This is a genomic window from Nitratireductor sp. J20-h4 (assembly GCF_056780505.1).
This window is the reverse complement of sequence record NZ_CM165557.1, coordinates 1,488,415-1,507,294: the sequence shown is the minus strand read 5'-3', so window position 1 is coordinate 1,507,294 and position 18,880 is coordinate 1,488,415. Positions and strand designations below refer to the sequence as shown.

The following is an 18,880-nucleotide window of genomic DNA, read 5'->3' as shown; positions in this document are numbered from 1 at the left end:
CTACAGGAACAAGGAACTTCCGGCGTGGGCAAGATCACGGTTTCGCGAGCCGGCGGCATGGCGATCGGCCAGCTCTCGCGCCTGACCGGCGTCAACATCGAAACAATCCGCTATTACGAGCGCATCGGACTTCTCGACGCGCCGCCGAGGACGGCTGCGGGACGACGGACCTACGACAACGGCCACCGGCGCGCGCTCGCCTTCATCCGTCGCGGCCGCGAACTGGGCTTCGGCATTGCCGACATCCGCGCCCTGCTGGCTTTGGCCTCGCCCGTCGGGTCAAGCTGTGCGCAGGTGGAGCGGATCGCGCAAGCGCATCTGGACGCGGTGCGCGCGAAGCTCGCCGACCTGGCCCGGCTGGAACACATCCTCTCCGAAACGGTCGGACGTTGTACGCGGCAGGACCCAGTCGCCTGCCCGGTGCTCGACATGCTTGACGGCGGCTGAGCGATCACATCCGCCCGCCCGCGCGTTCCGCTCAGGCTGGCGGACCGCGCCGCCGGTGGCTAAGATCGCGCCAGCGCCTGCAATCCACCACGGAGGTCACGGTTCGATGAAACCCCTGCGCCAGACCATCGCACTTGCCGGTTTTTTCGTCCTGGCGGCCGGCGCGCCCGGGGCGCTCGCCACCTCGGGACCGGGTTGCTACCAGGTGGTCAATGTCGAGAGCTGGGACGTGCTCAACCTGCGCAGCCGGGCCTCGGCCAAGTCTGCGATCGTGGACATGCTGCGGCCCGGCAATCACGGCATCATCGCCGGCGAAGGCGCGTGCACGCCGACAAGCCGGCCGCTGCCGAGCCGCTGGTGCCGCGTCACCCATTATGACGGCGACCGCACCGTGACGGGCTGGGCCAAGCGGCGTTATCTCGCCCCCAGCGACTGCCCGTAACAGGTCAGCGCGCCAGGCCCTTTTGCCGGAGCTCGTCGAGATAGGCCTGCCAGCGGGTCTCCTTCTCGCGGCCGAGCGTGTCGAGATAGGCCCAGGTGAAGATGCCGGTGTCGTGGCCGTCGTCGAAAACGATGCGCACGGCGTAGTTGCCGACCGGCTCGAGCCGGCTGATGGCGACGTCCTTCTTGCCGCCCACGGTGACGCGCTGCTCGGGCGAATGGCCCTGCACCTCGGCCGAAGGCGACAACACCCTGAGCATCTCCGCGCCGAGCACGTGGCTCTCGTCGGCGAAGGTCACGGTCAGGACGCGCCGGTCCCTGGAAACGCGCAGTTCTTTCGGGGCCGCCATGATCAATTCTCCGCTGCCGCCGGTTTGTCCATTCCGCGATCATCGATGTCGCTATCCCACCATTGCGGCGCGGCATCAAGTCGATATATTGCGCCAGATACAGCGAAAATGTTACCAAGGCCGCAGGCTCGCATCAGCCACGGCGGGACCGAGACCATTCGCGAGGCAGGACCGACAGCATGAGCGCCAGCACCGCCCCCATGATCGACCCGTTCGGACGCACGATCGACTATCTGCGCGTCTCGGTCACCGACCGCTGCGACTTCCGCTGTACCTACTGCATGGCCGAGGACATGACCTTCCTGCCGAAGAAGGACCTGTTGACGCTGGAGGAACTCGACCGGCTGTGTTCGGCGTTTGTCGAAAAGGGCGTGCGCAAGCTCCGGCTGACCGGCGGCGAACCGCTGGTGCGCAAGAACATCATGCATCTGGTGCGCGAGCTGTCGCGCCACTTAAAAAGCGGCGCGCTCGAGGAACTGACGCTGACCACCAACGGCTCGCAGCTCGCCCGTTTCGCCGACGAGCTCGCCGATTGCGGGGTCAGGCGCCTCAACGTGTCGCTCGACACGCTCGATCCCGACAAGTTCCGCGCCATCACCCGCTGGGGCCATTTCGGCAAGGTGATGGAAGGGCTGGAGGCGGCCGAACGGGCCGGGCTGAAGGTCAAGATCAACGCCGTGGCGCTGAAAGGCTTCAACGACGGCGAGATCCCCGACATGCTGCGCTGGGCGCATGGGCGTGGCATGGACATGACGGTGATCGAGACCATGCCGATGGGCGAGATCGACGCCGACCGAACCGACCAATATCTGCCGCTGTCGCTGTTGCGCGCCAGGCTGGAGAACGAATTCACCCTGACCGACATCCCGTTCAAGACCGGCGGGCCGGCGCGCTATGTCGAGATCGCAGAGACCGGCGGACGGCTCGGCTTCATCACGCCGATGACCCATAATTTCTGCGAAAGCTGCAACCGGGTGCGGCTGACCTGCACCGGCACGCTCTATATGTGCCTGGGCCAGGAGGACGCCGCCGACCTGCGCCAGCCGCTGCGCGCGTCGGAAGGCAACGAACTCCTGCATGCCGCGATCGACGCGGCCATCGGGCGCAAGCCCAAGGGTCACGATTTCGTCATCGACCGCCGCACCAACCGGCCCTCGGTCTCGCGCCATATGAGCGTGACGGGAGGATAGCGTGCGCTCCAGGAAAGGTCCGGCCATGACGATGCGTGTCCTTGTGTGCCTGGCCGCCGGCCTGTTCAGCCTGCCCGCGTTCGCCGACACGCTGACCTACAAAAATTCCCGCTACGGCACCTCGGTCACCTTTCCCGCAGAAATCTTTCGCCAGGCGATGGAACCGCCGCAAAACGGCGACGGCATGACCTGGCTTTCGGAGGACGGGGCGAGCCTGGCCGTCTACGCCTTCAACAACGCGCTCGAGGCCTCGCCGGAGGCCTTTGCCGACCAGGCGAGCGAGCCGGCCGGGCGCGAGGGCTTCGAAGTGACCTACCGGCGCGTGAAAGACAATTGGGTGGTGCTGTCGGGTTACGTGGAAGACGATATTTTCTACGACCGGTTCGAGTTCGGCGCCGACAATATCATCCATGCCATGCTGTTGAGATTTCCGCGCACCCTCAAACCGGTCTACGAGCCGCATATCGCGGCCATGGGCAAGAGCCTGAACGGGCCTTAAGGGCAAGCCCGGCAAGGGGGGGGGCGCAAGGCCGGTCCGCGGAGGGCAGCGTTGCAACCATCTGGACCAGCGGTTTGCGGTTGCGTTTGCGCAGGGGTGTGCGTAATCCGGTAAAGAACTGTTCCGGACATGGCCTTGCATCTTTCCCCCAATCTGAGCGGCGCGCTCACCATGGCGATCGCCATGGCCGCCTTCACGGTCAACGACGCCGTGGTGAAGCTGGTCAGCACCGAACTCAACATGGGCCAGATCATGCTGGTGCGCGGCGTTGTGGCCACGACGCTGATCGCGCTGCTGGCCTGGCGCGCCGGCGTGGCGCGCCGGCTGTCGGGCGTCCTGAACCCGATGGTGCTGCTGCGGGCTGCGGCCGAAATCGGCGCGACGGTCTCCTTCCTGCTGGCGCTTCAACGCCTGCCGCTGGCCAATGTGACGGCGGTGCTTCAGGTGCTCCCGCTGGCAGTGACGATGGGCGCGGCACTGGTGTTTGCCGAACCGGTCGGCTGGCGGCGCTGGTCGGCCATCCTGGCCGGTTTCGCCGGCGTTCTGATCATTATCCGCCCCGGCTTCGAGGGGTTCAGCGCCTTTTCGCTGCTTGCGCTTCTGGCGGTGCTGTTTTGCACCGTGCGCGACCTCGCCACGCGGCGCATTGACGCCGCCGTGCCGACCCTGCTGGTGTCCACGCTGAGCGCGCTCGGGGTGACGATCGTCGGCGGGCTGCTGATCGCGCCGCTGGGCGGCTGGGCTCCGCTCGACGGCGGCCAGTTCGGCACGCTCGCCGTGGCGGCCGTGATGGTGCTGGTCGGCTATCAGTGCGTCATCATCTCGATGCGCACCGGCGAGATCTCGTTCGTGGCGCCCTATCGCTATACCGGGCTGTTATGGGCGCTGGTGCTCGGCTACGCGGTCTTCGGCGACGTGCCCGACGCGGCGATGATCGCCGGCGCGGTGATCGTCGTGGGCTCGGGCCTGTTCACGCTCTATCGCGAGCAGGTGCGCGGCCCGCGCAAGCCGGCCGCCGAAAGCACGGGGCCGACCATGAGCCCGGACGGTCTTTGAGCATGGCGATGCGCAAGAAAGGCGTCCCCTCCCCGGCCGCGACCAGGCGGAGGCCGGCATGAGCGACCGACGCCAACTGACGGGAATTCGTTCGCCGCACATCCTCACCCTCGTCATCGCGACGGCGACCGGGCCGCTGGCGATGAACATTTTCCTGCCGTCCCTGCCCGGCATTGCCCGGCATTTTTCGGCCGACTACGCGCTGGTCCAGCTTCTGGTGTCGCTTTATCTCGGCGCAACCGCCGTGCTGCAGCTCTTCATCGGGCCGGCCTCGGACCGGTTCGGGCGCCGGCCGGTGATGCTGACCTGTTTTTCGGTCTTCCTGGTCGGCACCGTCGCGGCGCTGTTTGCGCCGACCATCGAGATCCTGCTCGCCTGCCGCGTGCTGCAGGCCTTTTCGGCGGCCGGCATGGTGCTGTCGCGCGCCATCGTGCGCGACACCGTGCGCACGGAGGAAACGGTCAGCAAGATCGCCTATATCGTCATGGGCATGTCGCTGGTGCCGATGATCGCTCCGGCGATCGGCGGCCTGCTCGACGAATGGTATGGCTGGCAATCCACCTTCGTGCTGACCCTGGGGTTCGGCCTGGTGTCGATCAGCGTGGTCTATTTCGACCTCAACGAGACCAACAAGGCGCTTTCGCCCAGCTTTTCGGCGCAGTTTCGCGCCTATCCGGAATTGCTGCGCTCACGGCGCTTCTGGGCCTATGCGCTGACGGCCGCCTTCGCCACGGGCTCGTTTTTCGCCTTTCTCGGCGGCGGCCCCTATGTCGCCACGGAAATCCTGAAACTCAGCCCGTCGGAGTACGGGTTCTATTTCATGCTGATCTCGATCGGCTACATGAGCGGCAATTTCCTGTCGGGCCGGTACGGCGCCCGCGTCGGGCTCGCACCGATGATGCTCGCCGGCAATATCGTCACGTTCCTCGGCATGATCGTGTCACTGGCGTTGTTCGGGCTCGGCTACGTCCACCCGCTATCTCTGTTCGGCCCGGCCGCCATGGTGGGGCTTGGCAACGGCATCACCCTGCCCAGCGCCAATGCCGGCATCGTCAGCGTGCGCCCGCGTCTGGCCGGCTCGGCCTCCGGCCTCGGCGGCTCCATGCAGATCGGCGGCGGCGCCGCGCTCGCCGTGGTCGCCGGCGCGCTGCTGTCGCCCGAAAGCGGGGCCATGCCGCTGTTGTGGGTGATGGCGCTGTCGGCCGCCGCGGCGATCTGCGCCACGCTTTACGGCATGTGGGTCGACCGCGTCGCCGGGCCGCTCGGGGGCGCCTGAGCGATGGAGCGCAGCATCGCCGGGCTGGTGCTCGCCGGTGGCCGCTCCTCGCGCATGGCCGGCACCGACAAGGCCTTGCTGCCGCTCGCGGGCAAACCGCTGGTGGCGCATGTGCTGGAGCGCCTCGCACCGGCCGTGGAGACGATCGCGGTCAGCGCCAATACCGAGCCGCGGCGTTTTTCCGCCTTCGGCCGCCCGGTGATCGGCGATCGTCTTACCGGCCAGCGCGGACCGCTCGCCGGCATTCATGCCGGCCTGGTCTGGGCAGCCAGCGCCGGTTTCGACCGGCTCGTTACGACAGCGACCGACACGCCCTTCTTTCCGCGCGACCTGGTTGGCCGGCTGGCTGCGGGCGGCCACCCGGAGCGGATCGCGCTCGCCGCCTCGCAAGGCCGCGCGCATCCGGTGTTCGGCCTGTGGCCGACGGCGCTGGCCGACGAGTTGGCAGTCTTCCTCAAGGGACCAGAAAATCCCTCCGTTTCGGGCTTTTGCCGATCGCGTGCGGTCGATATCGTCGATTTCGCCATACAAAAGCGCGATGGCGCGGAGATCGACCCGTTTTTCAACATCAACACGCCCGGCGACCTGGCCGCCGCCGAGCGACTGATTGCAGAGCAGGCGCAATGACCCGGCGCGTTTTCGGTATCACCGGCTGGAAGAATTCGGGCAAGACCGCGCTGACGGCGGCGCTGGTCAGCGAACTCGGCCGGCGCGGCCATGTCGTGTCGACCGTCAAGCACGCCCATCACGCCTTCGACATCGACCGGCAGGGCACCGATTCCTTCCGCCACCGCGAGGCCGGCGCGATGGAGGTGGCCATCGTGTCGGGCCGGCGCTGGGCGCTGATGCACGAATTGCGCGACGCGGGCGAGCCCGAGCTGGCCGACGTGCTCGCCAAGCTCGCGCCCTGCGACCTCGTGCTGGTGGAAGGTTACAAGCACGACGCCCACCCCAAGATCGAGACCCGCCGCCTGGAGGCGCGCGACCGGGCGCCGCTGACCGCCTCGAGCCCCAACATCGTTGCCATTGCCGCCGATCATCCGGTCTGTGGAGAAACCGTGCCGGTGTTCCGTCTCGACGACATCGCCGCGATCGCCGATTTCGTCGAAACGGCCACCGGCCTGGCGGCGCGCGATACCGACGGCTGAGCGATCCGGCACGGACCGGCCCGCCACGCTTTGCGGTTGCATTTCCGACAAAAACAGTGGGAGTATCCGGTTTTCGCGGATGTTTCGGCATCCGCAAGGAAACGACAATGCGGTCGCAAGCCGCAAGCAACGACAAAAACGGAGAGGAACATTATGCGTATCCAACAGCGTCTGGCGCTCGCCGCCTCCGCCGCCCTGCTGGCGCTTTCCCTGGGCACCGGCGCGCATGCCGAAGAGATGATGAAACTCAAGATCGGCACGGAGGGCGCCTATCCGCCCTTCAACAATCTCGAGTCCGACGGCTCGCTGGTCGGCTTCGACATCGATATCGCCAAGGCGCTGTGCGAGGAAATGAAGGCCGATTGCGAATTCGTTACCCAGGACTGGGACGGCATCATCCCCGCCCTGCAGGCCGGCAAGTTCGACGCCATCATCGCCTCGATGTCGATTACCGACGAGCGTAAGGAAAAGGTCGACTTCAGCGCCAAATACTACAACACCCCGCCGGCGATCGCCGTGCCCAAGGACAGCCCGCTGACGGAGGCCACCGACGAGGCGCTGGCCGGCAAGGCGCTCGGCGCGCAATCCTCCACCACCCATTCCAACTATGCCGAGGAAAAGCTGCCGTCGGCCGACCTGAAGCTCTATCCGACGCCCGACGAATACAAGCTCGACATCGCCAATGGCCGCATCGACGCGGTGATCGACGACGTCATCGTGTTGTCGGAATGGCTGAAGAGCGACGACGGCGCGTGCTGCAAGATCCTCGACACGCTGACGCCCGACCCGGTGATCAACGGCCAGGGCGCCGGCGTGGCCGTGCGCAAGGGCGAGAGCGACCTGGCCGACAAGTTCTCGGCCGCCATTCTGGCGATCCGCGCGAACGGCAAGTACAAGGAAATCAACGACAAATATTTCGATGTCGACGTTTACGGCGACTGATGCCGCCTAACGACCACCATGCCGGGCGGCCAGATGGGCGCCCGGCGATCCGGTTCCGTATGGCCGGCGCATGCGCCGGACCCGCGGCAGGCGGGCGGGGCACATGGACAACTACCTGACCTTGCTGAGCTTCGGCGACCAGGGCTGGGGCGACGAAATCGCCATCGGCGTCGTCACCACGATAAGCCTCGCGCTCGCGACCCTGCCGGTCGGGCTGTTGATCGGCTTTCTGATCGCGCTCGCCAAGCAGAGCCGCGAATGGAGTTTTCGAACCGCGGCCGACATCTACACCACTATTTTTCGCGGCCTGCCGGAACTCCTGACGCTGTTTCTGGTCTATTTCGGGCTGCAGATCGGCATCCAGCAAGTGTTCAGGGGGCTCGGCGTGGACGCCGGCGTGGAGATCAACGCCTTCCTGGCCGGCGTGATCGCGCTGGCCTTCGTGTTTTCCGCCTATGCCAGCGAGGTGTTCCTGTCGGCCTTCCGCGCGATCTCGCACGGCCAGTACGAGGGCGGCTACGCCCTCGGCCTGCATCGCAACCAGGTCATGCGGCTGGTGATCCTGCCGCAACTGATCCGCATCGCGCTGCCGGGCCTGTCCAATCTGTGGATGATTTTGCTCAAGGACACGGCGCTGGTTTCGGCGATCGGATTGACCGACATTCTGCGCCAGACCGGGATCGCGGCGCGCAACACCAAGGAAGCCTTCCTGTTCTTCGGCCTGGCGGCGCTGCTCTACCTGGTGCTGGCGCTGTTGTCGTCGGTCGTGATCGGCCGGGTGGAGACGGCCGGCAAACGGGGCGAGACGGCGCGATGACGACGCTGCAGGAGCGCCTGGAAGCCTCCGAGCGGCCGCCCGCCCTGCCCCGGGTGTGGACCGGCGAGCGGATCGCGGGCAATCTGGTGCTTGCCTTCTGGCTCGCCGCCGGCATCCTCATGGTGTGGTATCTGGTGGAAGCCTGGGCACCGGAAAAAGTCGCGCGCTACGGTCCCAAATATATTTCCGGCCTGCTGACCACGCTGTCGCTGGTCGGGCTTTCGCTGGTCATCGGCGCTGTGCTGTCGATCCCCGTCGCCATCGGGCGGATGTCGAAGAACAAGCTGATCAGCCGCATCGCCTTCGCCTATGTGTACGTGTTTCGCGGCACGCCGCTGATCGCGCAGCTTTTTTTGATCTATTACGGTCTCGGCTCGTTTCGCCCGCAACTGGAAGCGGTCGGCCTGTGGGGGTTTTTCCGCGAGGCCTGGAACTGCGCGGTGTTCTCGTTTGCGCTGAACACGGCCGCCTATCAGGCCGAAATCTTGCGCGGCGCGGTCGAGAGCGTGCCGAGGGGGCAATGGGAAGGCGCGGCCGCGCTCGGCCTCAACCGGGTGCAGGCGCTTTACAAGATCATCCTGCCGCAGGCGCTGATCGTGGCGCTCAGGCCCTACGGCAACGAGATCATCCTGATGGTCAAGGGCTCGGCGATCGTTGCCCTTGCGACCGTCTACGACCTGATGGGCGAGACCCGCCGGGCCTATTCGCGCACCTACGATTTCCAGACCTATATCTGGGCGGCGATCTTCTATCTCGTTATCGTGGAGACATTGCGCAATGTATGGAGCGTGGTCGAGACCAGGCTGACTCGTCATCTACAGCGCTGAGCCGACCAGTTCCGCACGATTTTTCGAAACCACGCATAATGGAGGGGCCAGATGGCCAAAGTCGCATTTCTGGGTCTCGGCGTGATGGGATATCCCATGGCCGGTCATTTGAAGAACAAAGGCGGCCACGACGTCACCGTCTACAACCGCACGGCCGAGAAAGCGGAAAAATGGGTCGGCGAGCATGGCGGCGCGTCGGCCGCAACGCCGGCCGAAGCGGCCGCGGACAAGGATTTCGTGTTTTGCTGCGTCGGCAATGATGACGATCTGCGCGCCGTCACGCTCGGCTGGGACGGCGCCTTTGCGGCGATGAAAGCCGGCGCGGTGTTCATCGACAACACGACGGCCTCGGCCGAAGTGGCGCGCGACCTGGCCGAGGCGGCCGAAAAGGCCGGTTTCGGCTTTTTGGACGCGCCGGTGTCGGGCGGACAGGCCGGGGCCGAAAACGGCGTTCTGACGGTGATGGCCGGCGGCGAGCAGGCGGTGTTCGAGACCGCGCGGCCGGTGATCGAGGCCTATGCGAAAATGGTCGGCCTGATGGGCCCGGCCGGCGCCGGGCAGTTGACCAAGATGATCAACCAGATCTGTATCGCGGGCCTAGTACAGGGACTGGCCGAGGGCATTCATTTCGGCAAGAAGGCCGGGCTCGACGTGGAAAAGGTCGTCGACGTGATCTCCAAGGGCGCGGCCGGCTCGTGGCAGATGGAAAACCGCCACAAGACCATGAACCAGGGCCGCTACGATTTCGGCTTCGCGGTCGACTGGATGCGCAAGGATCTGGGCATCTGCCTCACCGAAGCCGAGCGCAACGGCGCCAAGCTGCCGGTCACGGCGCTGGTCGACCAGTTCTACAAGGACGTCCAGGACATGGGCGGGCGGCGCTGGGATACCTCGTCGCTGCTGGCGCGGCTGGAGCGGTAGCCGTGCCGGCCGCGGCGACGCCCTCGCCGGCTTCCGACGCCGCGGCCGTCGTCGCACATCTGGAAACGCTCGCTTCGGCCGACAACCGCGCCGGCATGGCGCGGTTCGGGATTGCCACCGATACCGCCTTCGGCATACCGAACGCGGTGCTGCGGCCGCTCGCACGCACGATCGGGCGCGATCAGGCGCGCGCGCTGGCGCTGTGGCAAAGCGGCTGGCGCGAGGCACGGCTTGTGGCCTGCTTCACCGCCGAACCGAAAGAGTTCACGGCCGCGCAGGCGCGCGACTGGGCGCAGGATTTCGCTTCCTGGGAGGTGGTCGACCACGCAGCCGACCTGTTCGTCGAGGCCGGGCTTGCCGGCGAACTGGTGCCCGAATTCGCCGGGGACGGGCGCGAATTCGTGCGCCGCGCCGGCTTCGCCATGATCGCCTGGGCGGCGGTCCACCTGAAAAAGGAACCCGACGCGCGCTTCCTTACCTGGCTGGCGCTGATCGAACGCCAGGCGCATGACGAGCGCAATTTCGTCAAAAAGGCGGTGAGCTGGGCGCTGCGCCAGACCGGCAAGCGCTCGCTTCGACTGCACGATCCGGCGCTGGCTCTGGCGCAGCGTCTGGCCGAGGCGGACAGTCGGGCCAGGCGCTGGGTCGGCAAGGACGCCTTGCGCGAGCTCAGCGCGCCAAAGACGCTGGAGCGGCTGCGCCAGAAGGCGCAGCCGCCGGCGCGATAGTGGAAGAACGCCTCACGCGGCGCTGGCGCTCTCCTTGTCCAGCACCATGTAGTCGAGCGGCAACTGGGTGGTGTATTTGATCTGCTCCATGGCGAAGGCGGACGACACGTCGCGGATTTCGATCCTGGCGATCAGCTTCTTGTAAAAGGCGTCGTAGGCGGCAATGTCGGGGACCACCACCCGGATCAGATAGTCGACGTCGCCGCTCATGCGGTAGAATTCGACGACTTCGGGAAACTCCTGGATCACCTCGGAAAACCGCCGCAGCCATTCCATGCTGTGCGAATTGGTGCGGATGGAGATGAAGACGTTGACCCGGGTGTTGACCTTATCGGGATTGAGGATCGCCACCCGGCGGCGGATGACCCCCTCCTCCTCCAGTTTCTGGATCCGGCGCCAGCAGGGCGTGGTCGACAGGCCGACCTTCCGGGCCACGTCGGCGACGGCGAGCGTGGAATCTTCCTGCAACAGCCGCAGGATTTTCTTGTCGAGACGGTCCATGACGGCTCCTGTCGGAAATTTTTTCCGAATTTACGCCCATCGCGCCGCCGTTCAAGTAATTTTTTCTCTTCTCATACGAAAATCGGCACGGCGCGTTCTATCTTATCGGCCCGATGCGGCTCGCGATTTCCCGCCGCAACACGGGCAGCAATTCGCTCTCGAACCAGGGATTGCGCTTGAGCCAGCCGGTGTTGCGCCAGGAGGGATGCGGCAGCGGCAGGACTTTTGGGCGCCCGGGCCGGGCAAAGATCTCCGCCCAGGCGGCAACCGTTTCGGTCAGCGTGGTCCGGCGCGCAGCGCGCAGATGCCAGCGCTGCGCGTGCTGGCCGACCGCCACGATCAGTTCGAGCTGCGGCATCAACTCCATCAGCCGCCCATACCAGGCCGGCGCGCATTCCCGGCGTGGCGGCAGGTCGCTGCCCTTGGCGTCGTAGCCGGGAAAGCAAAACCCCATCGGCGCGATCGCAAACAGGCCGGGATCGTAAAACGCCTCGCGCGAGACGCCGAGCCAGTCGCGCAACCGGTCGCCGGAGCGGTCGTTGAACGGAATGCCGGTCTCGTGCACGCGCAGCCCCGGCGCCTGCCCGGCGATCAGCACCGGCGCCGTCGACGAGGCGACGACGACCGGGCGCGGCTCGTGCGGCAGCGGCCGCCCCTGGGGCTGGTCGCGGCAGACCCGGCAGGCGCGGATTTCTCCCGCCAGCCGGTCGAGCTCGGTGATCGGATCGGCCGGCATCACGCCCGCGCGCTCGGCCGGGCGGAGACCGTCTCGTACCAGCGCCGCACGTTGCGCAACTCCTCGGGCAGGTCGATGCGCGCCGGTTTCATGAAATCGATACCGATCATGCCGGTGATGTCGGCCACCGAATAGGCGTCGCCGGCGGCGAATTCGCGATCTTGAAGCTCGCGGTCGAAGATTTCCAGAAATTGCACGGTGCGCGGCTTGTTGACTTCGCCCCACTCGGCGATCTGCGGCACCTCCCATTCCTTCATCGCCGGGTGGATGTGGCGAAAGGCCTGGCCGACGGTGAGGAGGAAATTCAGTTCCAGGCGGCGCTGCCACATCTCCACCTGCGCCCTGCCGAGAGCGCCGTGGCCGAACAGGGCCGGCTCGGGATGAAGCTCCTCGAAATAGCGGCAGATCGCGATCGACTCGGTCAGAATGGTGCCGTCGTCGAGTTCCAGCACCGGCAGGCGCTGCAGCGGGTTGCGGCGGGTGACTTCGGCGCCGCGATGGCCCATCGCGCCCATATCGATCTCAACGCGCGGGACCTCGATGCCCTTTTCGGCCAAAAACACCCTGACGCGCCGCGGATTGGGCGCGCGTCCACCATCATAAAGCTTCACACTCTGCCTCCCGACAACCATTGCGCACGGCATGCGCGCGATCATATGCCGTCAGCCTGCACCAAACAGCGCCGCGACCCAAGCCCACAGGCGCTCCGCGAGGCCGATTTCGATGTCGCTCGCGCGGCCGTGAACGGCACGCCAGGCGCGCGGACGCTCGAACTGGCCGGCCCACAGGCCGCGCGCTTCGGCCCGCGCCTGGCGTTCGATCTTCGCGTAGCGCCCGTAGGAGACCGCCCAGCCCTTTTCCACCATGGCGCGGTTCAGTTCGATTTCGCCGACATGGCAGACCGCCAACAGACGGCCGAAACGGTCTTCTTCGTGGCCGCGGCAGACGACCGCGCGCTGGCCGACCAGTGCGCGCAACGTCTCGCGCGCGGTGCGCCCGCAGGCATAGTCTGCGCCATCGCGCCGGCAGGATTGCTGGAGTTCGGGCGCATCGATGCCGACAAGCCGGATACGCCGGCCCGCAAGCGTCAGGCTGTCGCCGTCGCCGACCGACGCAAGGCCCTGCCGTTCGACCGTTGCGCTGTCCTCAAGGCGGGCCACAAGCACGGCGACGAGCGCGAAAACCGCCACTGTCAGGGCGATGTCGAACAGCCGGCGCAACGGCCGCGGCCAGCCGCCGCGGAGTGATTTCGCCGCCCGCGCGCGCCGCCGCCATCTGGTCACCGGAAGGGACTCTTAACCATTCGGAAGTAATTCTTTGCTGTCGATCCAATTTTGGAAAACCCGGTTCCGATGGCGCCAAGACGCTCCACCATGGCGGACAAAAACATTGTGGACCGCACCAAGGCCCACCGCAACGCCGACCTTGCGCGTACGGTGCGGGAAACCCGCGACCGGCTGTCCCAGCAGCCCGGCAACCCCGCCTTCGATCGAGAAATGCTGCGCCTGCACGCCGGTGCGCTGACCGGCCGCGCCGCGGTGCTGCCCGTGCTGGCGGCCGCGGTGGCCGCTGCCGGCCTTGTCGCCGGCATGGGTCCGCAGGTGGCAATATGGGCGGCGCTGACGGCGGCCGCCTATGCCGGGCTCGGCCTGTTTTCGGCGCATATCGTCAGGAAGGACGCGGCCGATATCGACGTGCCGTCGGTGCGTATTGTGCTGCTGACCGTCCATGCCATGACCGGACTGTGCTGGACCTGGTTCGCGCTGTTGAGCTGCGAAACCTGTCAGATCGACCAGCTTTCCACCGTCAAGGGCGTGGTGCTGCTGGTTGCCATCGCTGCAACGGCGATCCTGGCCTATGCGCTGCGCGGCGCGCTGTTGGCCACATTCGGGATCCCCGTCGCCGCCTATGTCTGGCTCGCGGTGAACCTCTGGAACCCGGTCGATGCGGCGATGGCCGTGCTCCTGGCCGCCTCGCTGCCGTTTTTTTCCTATATCGCAGGCCATCTGCATCGTTCGGCGGTGATGCTGCTGTCGTTTCGAACGGAAAAGGACGGGCTGATCGCGGAACTGGAGACGGCCAAGTCGATCTCCGACGAGGCGCGCCGGCGCGCCGAGGAAGCCAATCTGGCCAAGTCGCGATTTCTGGCCTCCATGAGTCATGAATTGCGTACGCCGCTCAATGCGATATTGGGGTTTTCGGAAGTGATGGCCGAGCAGGTTCTCGGGCCGATCGAAAACGAAACCTATCGCGACTACGCACGCAGCATTCACGATTCCGGTCATCATCTGCTGGCGCTGATCAACGAGATCCTCGACATTTCGCGCATCGAAGCCGGGCGCTACAAGCTGAAGGAAGAACCGATCGACCTCGCGCACGCGGTGGATGAGTGCTGCAACATGATCGAGCTGAAGGCGCGCAACAAGGATCTGCACATCGTGCGCGAGTTCGAGCCCGATCTGCCGCGGCTGCACGCCGACGAACGGGCGGTGCGCCAGATCACGTTGAACCTGTTGTCGAACGCGATCAAATTCGCGCCGACCGGCAGCGAAATCAGGGTGCGCGCCGGATGGACCACCGGCGGCGGGCAATATGTTTCGGTGCGCGACAACGGCCCCGGCATCCCCGCCGAGGAAATCCCGGTCGTGCTGTCGGCCTTCGGCCAGGGCTCGATCGCCATCAAGAGCGCCGAACAGGGCACCGGGCTCGGGCTACCGATCGTCCAGGGGCTTTTGGATATCCATGGCGGGCGGTTCGAACTGCGCTCCAAACTGCGCCTCGGCACCGAGGCGATCGCGATCTTCCCGGCCGCCCGCGTCATGGCGCCGCTGGAGACGCCTGCAGCACGGACCAGGAAGGCGAGCGCGGCCTGAGAACTCAGGCCGGCGCGGGCATCGGGCGCATGCCCGACAGGCAGAGCGCCGCCGTCTTGACCATGCCGACGGCAAGCGTACCGGCGATCCCGCCGCCGGGAATATTTTGCGCGGCAAGCACCGGCCTTAGCGCGATCCGTTCGCTGACGTCCGCCGGAGGCCCGTCGGAGGCCGACGCGGCCAGGCGGCAATGCGTCACCGCCTCGGCGTTGAGCGCATGCAGCACGGCGGCGGCGGCAAGAGAAGCAAGCCCGTCAAGGATGACGGGAATGTTTTGCACACGCGCGGACACGATCGCGCCGGCGATCGCGGCGATCTCGCGGCCGCCGACACGGCGCAGCACTTCGAGCGGGTCGCGCAAATGGCCGCGATGACAACCAAGCGCGGCATCGATCACGGTTTCGGCTTGATCGCCCGGCGCATCACCGGCCCGCGTCGCGGCGCTACCCCAGTCGCGCCCGCTCCCACCATGCAGCGCGGCCAGCACGCACGAGGCCGCCACCGCGCCGCCGACGCTGAAATCGCCGAGCACGAGCAGGCCGGTGTCCGCGCTCGCCGCCTCCATGCCGAAAGCCATGGTCGCCGCGCAGTCGCGCTCGTCGAAGGCGACGTCGCGGCTGATGTCGCCGGTCGGCAGGTCGAGCGCCAGATCGAAGACCTTCAGCGCGACGTCTTCGGCCAGGCAGGCCTGGTTGATCGCCGCACCGCCGGCCGCGCAATGCTCGACCATGGCCGCGGTCCAGGACGGGGCGCGCGCCGACACGCCGTGGACGACAAGCCCGTGCGTGCCGGCAAACAGCGCGAGCTGAGGGCGACTGACCAGCGGCGGCATGCGCTGGCTGGCGCGTGCGAGCCAGACCGCGATCCCGGCCAGCGCGCCGAGAGAGCCATCCGGCGCCAGTTCACCGAGCCGCGCGCGCGCGGCGTCGGCCGGCGCCTCATCGGCGCGCGGCAGGCCGCGCAACAGATTGCGGAAGTCGTCGAAAGGCAAGCCGGTCGTCATGAAAAACCCGAAACTGTGATCCTACATCGCCCGGCATAGCGTCCCGCCGCGCGCGCGACAATGGCCACCAGCGCCGCACCACGCTGGACCGCCCGGGTAGCGCCGGCGCGACGCAAACGCCCTTGCGCGTGTCGCAAAACTGTCCCATCTGCGGTGAGGCTGGAAAGGAGTTTTGATGACCGCGATCGAATCGCCCTGCATCCTGGTCTGCTCGATCGACTTCAAGACCGGCTATTGCTTCGGCTGCGGGCGCACGCGCGACGAAATCGCTGAGTGGATCGCGATGACGGCCGAGACGCGCAGCCAGGTGATGGCCGAGCTGCCGGCGCGGCTGGAAACGATCGAGCGCAAGCCGCGGCGCGAGACCAAACGCGCACGCCTGGCGCGCGCGCGCGGCACAGCGGGCTGACCGATGTCGCGATTGTTCTGGCTCATCATCGCCCTTATCGGCGGCGGGCTCATCCTGCTGGTGACCAGCGGCGACCGCGGCACGGTATTCGGCCTCGACGACGACGCCTTCGCGCGCACGCTCTATCTGGGCGTCTGGGGCATCGTGCTGGCCGCCTCCATCCTCGCCACGCGGATGAAGCTCGGCGACATCGCCCGCAACGTCGCGGTGTGGCTCCTCATCATCCTGGTGCTGATGGCCGGCTACCAATATCGCTACGAGCTGCAGGATGTCGCCAGCCGCATCACCGCCGGGATCGTGCCCGGCAGCCCGATCTCGATCGAGGGCGGCAGCGCGGTCAGGCTCGACAAGCGCGGCGACGGCCATTTCGGCGCCCGCGCCCAAGTCGACGGCGCCACGGTGCATTTCGTCGTCGATACCGGGGCCAGTTCGATCGTGCTGACGGCCGAAGATGCCGGCCGGGCCGGCATCGATGTCGCCGCGCTTTCCTTCCGCGTCCCGGTCTCGACCGCCAACGGTATGGCGCGCGCGGCGGCGACCTCGGTCGACACGATCACGCTCGGCCCGATCGAGCGCAACGGGCTTGCCGTGCTGGTCGCAGCACCCGGCGCGCTGGGGCAAAGCCTGCTCGGGATGAATTTTCTGGAAACGCTGGCCGGGTTCGACGTGCGCGGCGACGTGATGATCCTGCGCGACTGACGCGTCAGCCCGTCAGACTCCAGGCAAAGCGCGCCGCCACCACCAGCATGAACAGGCCGAAGCCGATTTCCAGATGGCGCCGCTCAAGCGCGTGCGACAGCCTGACGCCGAGCGGCGCGGCAAGAATGGTGACCGGAAAGATCAGCGCCAGCGCGATCCAGTTGACGAAACCGGTCGAGCCGACCGGCAGCAGCGGATTGCCCCAACCGGCCCAGACATAGCCGATCGAGCCGGGAACGGCGATCAAAACGCCGACGCCGGCCGACGTGGCCACGGCCTGATGGATCGGACGGCCGTAAAGCGTCATGAAAGTATTGTTCATGACACCGCCGCCAATGCCCATCAGTGTCGAGGAGAGCCCGATCAGAAAACCGATCAGCGCCCGCCAGGGGTTTTCGGGAACCCGGTCGCCCAGGCGCCAGTGGGGGCGGTTGAACAGCAGCCTGAGACCGACGGCGAGCGCGATGGCGGCAAACACGATGCGCAAGCCGGCGCTGGAGATCGACGCGGCGACGAGGCTCGCCACCACCACGCCGGCCGGAACGGCGACGACGAAACTGCGCAACAGCGCGACATCGACCGCCCCGCGCGCGAAATGGGCCTGGAAGGAGCGCAGCGAGGTCGGCACGATGATGGCGAGCGAGGTGCCGACGGCGACATGCATGCGCACGGCCTCGTCGACGCCGAGCGCGCCGAGCGCCTGGTAGAAGATCGGCACCAAGACCGCGCCGCCGCCAATGCCGAACAGTCCGGCCAACAGGCCCGACGCGGCGCCGGCCGCGCCCGCCCCCAGGGCCAGGCCCACAATATCGCCGATCGGCACATCGTTCACGCGCAGTCTCCGTGCGATCGGCCAGCCTCGCAGGGCCGCGATCCAAAACAGCGTTGTCGCAGCCGGCCGCGTCCCGGCCTGCGGGGATCGGATCGCGCACGGCCGCGTGCGGCGCCCGAGAGCGTTTGGGTCACGATCGCGGCTCAGGCGGCCTTGTCGGCCGCCTCCTGGTCGACGGCGGCAAAGGCGCGCAACAGCACCTCGGGACCGGCGCCCGGGCGGGTGGCCTCGCTCGACAGGATCTGCCTGAAACGGCGCGCGCCCGGCAGGCCGTGGCACAGGCCGACCATATGGCGGGTGACATGGGCAAGCCGGCCGCCGCCGTCGATATGGGCGGCCGCGTAGTCGGCCATCGCCGCCACGACATCGCCAAGCGCGACGGGCGCGCGCGCCTCGCCGAAGATCTGCCGATCAGCCCCGGCCAGCATGGCGGGCTGGTGGTAGGCGGCGCGGCCGAGCATGACGCCGTCGACATGGGAAAGATGCGTGGACGCCTCGTCCAGCGTGGCAATGCCGCCATTGATGCCGATGAAACGGTCGGGCAGGCGCTGCTTGAGGCGGTAGACGCGGGCGTAGTCGAGCGGCGGCACGTCGCGGTTTTCCTTCGGGCTCAGCCCCTGGAGCCAGGCCTTGCGGGCGTGCACCCAAAGCGCGTCGGCGCCGGCGGCAAAGACGGCGTCCGCGAGCGCGTCGAGCGCGGGCCCGGGGTCCTGGTCGTCGACGCCGAGCCGGCACTTGACCGTCACCGGCACGATGCAGGCCGCCTTAATCGCCGCCACGCAGGCGCCGACCAGGGCCGGCTGCTTCATCAGGCAGGCGCCGAACGTGCCGGACTGGACGCGGTCGGACGGGCAGCCGACATTGAGATTGACCTCGTCATAGCCGAACCCGGCCGCGATCGCGGCGGCCTCGGCGAGTTTTGCCGGCTCCGATCCGCCGAGTTGCAACGCCACGGGGTGCTCGTCGGGATGAAAGCCGAGCAGCCGCGTCCGCTCGCCGTGCAAAATGGCATCGGCCACCACCATTTCGGTGTAGAGCAGCGCGCGGCGCGTCAATTGCCGGTGCAGATAGCGGCAATGGCGGTCCGTCCAATCCATCATAGGCGCGACGGCGAGTTTTTGCACGGCAGCTTTCACAGTCGCTGGCATGTTTCCAAGTTTCGTCCCGTCGATAACAGGCTTGCGT

The 18,880-nt window shown here is 67.0% G+C and carries 24 protein-coding genes; 16 read left to right on the top strand and 8 right to left on the bottom strand.

What is annotated here, in order from left to right:
• Positions 1-57 precede the first annotated feature (57 nt).
• Entirely contained in the window at positions 58-447 is a 390-nt protein-coding gene (locus tag ACT2B0_RS07335) for a MerR family transcriptional regulator (protein ID WP_481658465.1), read from the top strand.
• Positions 448-553: 106 nt separating this feature from the next.
• The gene (locus tag ACT2B0_RS07330; RefSeq protein WP_473463079.1) at positions 554-889 is read left to right on the top strand and encodes an SH3 domain-containing protein; all 336 of its coding nucleotides are present in this window, start codon (positions 554-556) and stop codon (positions 887-889) included.
• A gap of 4 nt (positions 890-893) precedes the next feature.
• On the opposite strand, the gene ACT2B0_RS07325 is transcribed toward ACT2B0_RS07330, so the two are convergent.
• Positions 894-1,238 carry a gamma-butyrobetaine hydroxylase family protein gene (locus ACT2B0_RS07325; protein WP_473463077.1) on the bottom strand — a complete coding sequence of 115 codons (345 nt, stop codon included), beginning with the start codon at positions 1,236-1,238 and terminating at the stop codon, positions 894-896.
• A 179-nt stretch (positions 1,239-1,417) separates the two neighbouring features.
• Here ACT2B0_RS07325 and moaA point away from each other — a divergent pair, with 179 nt between their 5' ends.
• The 11 genes from moaA (at position 1,418) to ACT2B0_RS07270 (ending at position 10,642) form a co-directional block, all read left to right on the top strand.
• Positions 1,418-2,428, top strand: coding sequence for a GTP 3',8-cyclase MoaA (moaA, locus tag ACT2B0_RS07320; protein WP_473463075.1), 1,011 nt, complete (start codon positions 1,418-1,420; stop codon positions 2,426-2,428).
• Positions 2,429-2,453: 25 nt separating this feature from the next.
• Positions 2,454-2,927: a hypothetical protein gene (locus ACT2B0_RS07315; protein ID WP_473463072.1), complete on the top strand. Its 474-nt coding sequence runs from the start codon at positions 2,454-2,456 to the stop codon at positions 2,925-2,927.
• Between the two features lie 135 nt (positions 2,928-3,062).
• Positions 3,063-3,983, top strand: a complete 921-nt coding sequence (locus ACT2B0_RS07310; protein ID WP_473465840.1) for a DMT family transporter — start codon at positions 3,063-3,065, stop codon at positions 3,981-3,983.
• A gap of 58 nt (positions 3,984-4,041) precedes the next feature.
• The gene (locus ACT2B0_RS07305) at positions 4,042-5,259 is read left to right on the top strand and encodes a multidrug effflux MFS transporter (RefSeq protein WP_473463070.1); all 1,218 of its coding nucleotides are present in this window, start codon (positions 4,042-4,044) and stop codon (positions 5,257-5,259) included.
• A gap of 3 nt (positions 5,260-5,262) precedes the next feature.
• Positions 5,263-5,886: a molybdenum cofactor guanylyltransferase MobA gene (gene mobA / locus ACT2B0_RS07300; protein ID WP_473463067.1), complete on the top strand. Its 624-nt coding sequence runs from the start codon at positions 5,263-5,265 to the stop codon at positions 5,884-5,886.
• Positions 5,883-6,407 (top strand): molybdopterin-guanine dinucleotide biosynthesis protein B, encoded by a 525-nt coding sequence (gene mobB, locus ACT2B0_RS07295; protein WP_473463065.1) that lies wholly within the window; start codon positions 5,883-5,885, stop codon positions 6,405-6,407. The genes mobA and mobB overlap by 4 nt, the downstream gene beginning before the upstream one ends.
• Positions 6,408-6,560: 153 nt before the next feature.
• Positions 6,561-7,349, top strand: a complete 789-nt coding sequence (locus tag ACT2B0_RS07290) for an ABC transporter substrate-binding protein (protein WP_473463062.1) — start codon at positions 6,561-6,563, stop codon at positions 7,347-7,349.
• A gap of 103 nt (positions 7,350-7,452) precedes the next feature.
• Entirely contained in the window at positions 7,453-8,166 is a 714-nt protein-coding gene (locus tag ACT2B0_RS07285; RefSeq protein ID WP_473463060.1) for an ABC transporter permease, read from the top strand.
• Positions 8,163-8,993 carry an ABC transporter permease gene (locus tag ACT2B0_RS07280; protein ID WP_473463057.1) on the top strand — a complete coding sequence of 277 codons (831 nt, stop codon included), beginning with the start codon at positions 8,163-8,165 and terminating at the stop codon, positions 8,991-8,993. Before ACT2B0_RS07285 ends, ACT2B0_RS07280 begins: the two co-directional genes overlap by 4 nt.
• 51 nt (positions 8,994-9,044) lie before the next feature.
• Positions 9,045-9,914, top strand: coding sequence for an NAD(P)-dependent oxidoreductase (locus ACT2B0_RS07275; RefSeq protein ID WP_473463054.1), 870 nt, complete (start codon positions 9,045-9,047; stop codon positions 9,912-9,914).
• 2 nt (positions 9,915-9,916) lie between these two features.
• Entirely contained in the window at positions 9,917-10,642 is a 726-nt protein-coding gene (locus ACT2B0_RS07270; protein WP_473463052.1) for a DNA alkylation repair protein, read from the top strand.
• A 12-nt stretch (positions 10,643-10,654) separates the two neighbouring features.
• On the opposite strand, the gene ACT2B0_RS07265 is transcribed toward ACT2B0_RS07270, so the two are convergent.
• The 4 genes from ACT2B0_RS07265 to ACT2B0_RS07250 form a co-directional block, all read right to left on the bottom strand.
• The gene (locus tag ACT2B0_RS07265; protein WP_473463049.1) at positions 10,655-11,143 is read right to left on the bottom strand and encodes an Lrp/AsnC family transcriptional regulator; all 489 of its coding nucleotides are present in this window, start codon (positions 11,141-11,143) and stop codon (positions 10,655-10,657) included.
• 97 nt (positions 11,144-11,240) lie between these two features.
• A complete protein-coding gene (locus ACT2B0_RS07260; protein ID WP_473463046.1) occupies positions 11,241-11,879 on the bottom strand; it encodes a uracil-DNA glycosylase family protein in 639 nt (212 codons plus the stop codon).
• Positions 11,879-12,490, bottom strand: coding sequence for a glutathione S-transferase (locus tag ACT2B0_RS07255; protein WP_473463044.1), 612 nt, complete (start codon positions 12,488-12,490; stop codon positions 11,879-11,881). Before ACT2B0_RS07255 ends, ACT2B0_RS07260 begins: the two co-directional genes overlap by 1 nt.
• Before the next feature lie 51 nt (positions 12,491-12,541).
• The gene (locus tag ACT2B0_RS07250; protein ID WP_481658464.1) at positions 12,542-13,162 is read right to left on the bottom strand and encodes a thermonuclease family protein; all 621 of its coding nucleotides are present in this window, start codon (positions 13,160-13,162) and stop codon (positions 12,542-12,544) included.
• 69 nt (positions 13,163-13,231) lie between these two features.
• Between ACT2B0_RS07250 and ACT2B0_RS07245 the strand changes: the two genes are divergently transcribed.
• Positions 13,232-14,752: a sensor histidine kinase gene (locus ACT2B0_RS07245; protein WP_473463039.1), complete on the top strand. Its 1,521-nt coding sequence runs from the start codon at positions 13,232-13,234 to the stop codon at positions 14,750-14,752.
• A gap of 4 nt (positions 14,753-14,756) precedes the next feature.
• Here ACT2B0_RS07245 and ACT2B0_RS07240 read toward each other — a convergent pair whose 3' ends face one another.
• The gene (locus tag ACT2B0_RS07240) at positions 14,757-15,755 is read right to left on the bottom strand and encodes a nicotinate-nucleotide--dimethylbenzimidazole phosphoribosyltransferase (protein ID WP_473463036.1); all 999 of its coding nucleotides are present in this window, start codon (positions 15,753-15,755) and stop codon (positions 14,757-14,759) included.
• Positions 15,756-15,930: 175 nt separating this feature from the next.
• Between ACT2B0_RS07240 and ACT2B0_RS07235 the strand changes: the two genes are divergently transcribed.
• Together ACT2B0_RS07235 and ACT2B0_RS07230 are read left to right on the top strand one after the other, a co-directional pair.
• Complete coding sequence (locus tag ACT2B0_RS07235) at positions 15,931-16,164, top strand: DUF1289 domain-containing protein (protein ID WP_473463034.1); 234 nt, start codon at positions 15,931-15,933, stop codon at positions 16,162-16,164.
• A gap of 3 nt (positions 16,165-16,167) precedes the next feature.
• On the top strand, positions 16,168-16,863 hold the full coding sequence (locus ACT2B0_RS07230) for a TIGR02281 family clan AA aspartic protease (protein ID WP_473463031.1): 696 nt from the start codon (positions 16,168-16,170) through the stop codon (positions 16,861-16,863).
• Positions 16,864-16,867: 4 nt separating this feature from the next.
• Here the strand turns inward: ACT2B0_RS07230 and ACT2B0_RS07225 are convergent, their stop codons facing one another.
• Together ACT2B0_RS07225 and dusA are read right to left on the bottom strand one after the other, a co-directional pair.
• Positions 16,868-17,695 carry a sulfite exporter TauE/SafE family protein gene (locus tag ACT2B0_RS07225; protein ID WP_473463029.1) on the bottom strand — a complete coding sequence of 276 codons (828 nt, stop codon included), beginning with the start codon at positions 17,693-17,695 and terminating at the stop codon, positions 16,868-16,870.
• 143 nt (positions 17,696-17,838) lie between these two features.
• On the bottom strand, positions 17,839-18,843 hold the full coding sequence (dusA, locus tag ACT2B0_RS07220) for a tRNA dihydrouridine(20/20a) synthase DusA (protein ID WP_473463026.1): 1,005 nt from the start codon (positions 18,841-18,843) through the stop codon (positions 17,839-17,841).
• Positions 18,844-18,880: the final 37 nt, after the last annotated feature.

Coding starts and splice junctions, on each gene's coding strand:
- ACT2B0_RS07335 (WP_481658465.1), top strand. CDS start 58: ATGGCGATCGGCCAGCTCTCGCGCCTGACCGGCGTCAACATCGAAACA.
- ACT2B0_RS07330 (WP_473463079.1), top strand. CDS start 554: ATGAAACCCCTGCGCCAGACCATCGCACTTGCCGGTTTTTTCGTCCTG.
- ACT2B0_RS07325 (WP_473463077.1), bottom strand. CDS start 1,238: ATGGCGGCCCCGAAAGAACTGCGCGTTTCCAGGGACCGGCGCGTCCTG.
- moaA (WP_473463075.1), top strand. CDS start 1,418: ATGAGCGCCAGCACCGCCCCCATGATCGACCCGTTCGGACGCACGATC.
- ACT2B0_RS07315 (WP_473463072.1), top strand. CDS start 2,454: ATGACGATGCGTGTCCTTGTGTGCCTGGCCGCCGGCCTGTTCAGCCTG.
- ACT2B0_RS07305 (WP_473463070.1), top strand. CDS start 4,042: ATGAGCGACCGACGCCAACTGACGGGAATTCGTTCGCCGCACATCCTC.
- mobA (WP_473463067.1), top strand. CDS start 5,263: ATGGAGCGCAGCATCGCCGGGCTGGTGCTCGCCGGTGGCCGCTCCTCG.
- mobB (WP_473463065.1), top strand. CDS start 5,883: ATGACCCGGCGCGTTTTCGGTATCACCGGCTGGAAGAATTCGGGCAAG.
- ACT2B0_RS07290 (WP_473463062.1), top strand. CDS start 6,561: ATGCGTATCCAACAGCGTCTGGCGCTCGCCGCCTCCGCCGCCCTGCTG.
- ACT2B0_RS07285 (WP_473463060.1), top strand. CDS start 7,453: ATGGACAACTACCTGACCTTGCTGAGCTTCGGCGACCAGGGCTGGGGC.
- ACT2B0_RS07280 (WP_473463057.1), top strand. CDS start 8,163: ATGACGACGCTGCAGGAGCGCCTGGAAGCCTCCGAGCGGCCGCCCGCC.
- ACT2B0_RS07275 (WP_473463054.1), top strand. CDS start 9,045: ATGGCCAAAGTCGCATTTCTGGGTCTCGGCGTGATGGGATATCCCATG.
- ACT2B0_RS07265 (WP_473463049.1), bottom strand. CDS start 11,143: ATGGACCGTCTCGACAAGAAAATCCTGCGGCTGTTGCAGGAAGATTCC.
- ACT2B0_RS07260 (WP_473463046.1), bottom strand. CDS start 11,879: ATGCCGGCCGATCCGATCACCGAGCTCGACCGGCTGGCGGGAGAAATC.
- ACT2B0_RS07245 (WP_473463039.1), top strand. CDS start 13,232: ATGGCGCCAAGACGCTCCACCATGGCGGACAAAAACATTGTGGACCGC.
- ACT2B0_RS07240 (WP_473463036.1), bottom strand. CDS start 15,755: ATGACGACCGGCTTGCCTTTCGACGACTTCCGCAATCTGTTGCGCGGC.
- ACT2B0_RS07235 (WP_473463034.1), top strand. CDS start 15,931: ATGACCGCGATCGAATCGCCCTGCATCCTGGTCTGCTCGATCGACTTC.
- ACT2B0_RS07230 (WP_473463031.1), top strand. CDS start 16,168: ATGTCGCGATTGTTCTGGCTCATCATCGCCCTTATCGGCGGCGGGCTC.
- dusA (WP_473463026.1), bottom strand. CDS start 18,843: ATGCCAGCGACTGTGAAAGCTGCCGTGCAAAAACTCGCCGTCGCGCCT.